A 746-nucleotide genomic window follows, 5' to 3' on the forward strand; every position below is an offset into this window, starting at 1 on the left:
GGAGGGCGCGCTGGACGTGCTGGTGGGGGAGCTGCGGGTCGGCGCGCATCCCGTCGCCGCGATCGGCGTCGCCGCCAGGGAGTCGGACGGCCCCACCGCGAGGTCGCTCAGCGTGGTCGCCGCACGGGCGCTGCTGGGCGCCGACGTGGCCGCGGGCCTGCGCGCCGAAGCGGCGGGGTCGACCACCCCGGGCCACTGGGAGCGACTGGCGGTGTGCTGGCAACTGGCCCAGACGCACGGCTTGGCCATCGCCACGCTGATGCAGGCCGCGCAGCGTGACATCGTCGAGCGTGAACGATTCCACGGCCGCGTCGAGGCGGGCATGGCGGGCGCCCGCGCCACAGCGGCGATCCTGGCAGGGCTTCCGCTGCTCGGCGTGCTGCTGGGCCAGTTGATCGGCGCCGAGCCGCTGGACTTCCTGCTGTCCGACGGGGCAGGTGGATGGCTACTCGTGATCGGCATCGGGCTGATCTGCTGCGGACTGCTGTGGTCGGACCGAATCACCGCGCGGGTGTTCACATGACCTGGGCTGCAATGCTCCTCGCGGCCTCGCTGCTCGCCCTCCCGAGGGTGTCGACGACCAGGATCCAGGCGGACCGGCAGCCCGTGGGCCACCGTCGCACCCCCGCGGCGACCGACGACACGCTTGCGGCGGCCGCGAGCCTGGACGTGCTGGCGGCCTGCCTGCGGTCAGGGATGGCCGTGTCGACGGCGGCCGCCGGCGTGGCGGAGTCGGCGCCCGCGCC

Annotated in this window: 1 protein-coding gene and 1 pseudogene; both read left to right on the top strand. The window is 74.8% G+C overall.

Annotation, left to right across the window (positions count from 1 at the left end; genetic code table 11):
• Nucleotides 1–523 (top strand): type II secretion system F family protein (locus H7I57_RS16590; RefSeq protein WP_264024730.1); only part of this gene is annotated, 523 nt, incomplete at its 5' end.
• A pseudogene (locus H7I57_RS16595) lies at nucleotides 520–746 on the top strand (type II secretion system F family protein); the annotation flags it as partial. The gene H7I57_RS16590 and the pseudogene H7I57_RS16595, both read left to right, overlap by 4 nt.

The sequence above is a fragment of the Mycolicibacterium pyrenivorans genome (genome assembly GCF_025821625.1).
GTDB classification, from domain to species: Bacteria; Actinomycetota; Actinomycetes; order Mycobacteriales; family Mycobacteriaceae; genus Mycobacterium; species Mycobacterium pyrenivorans.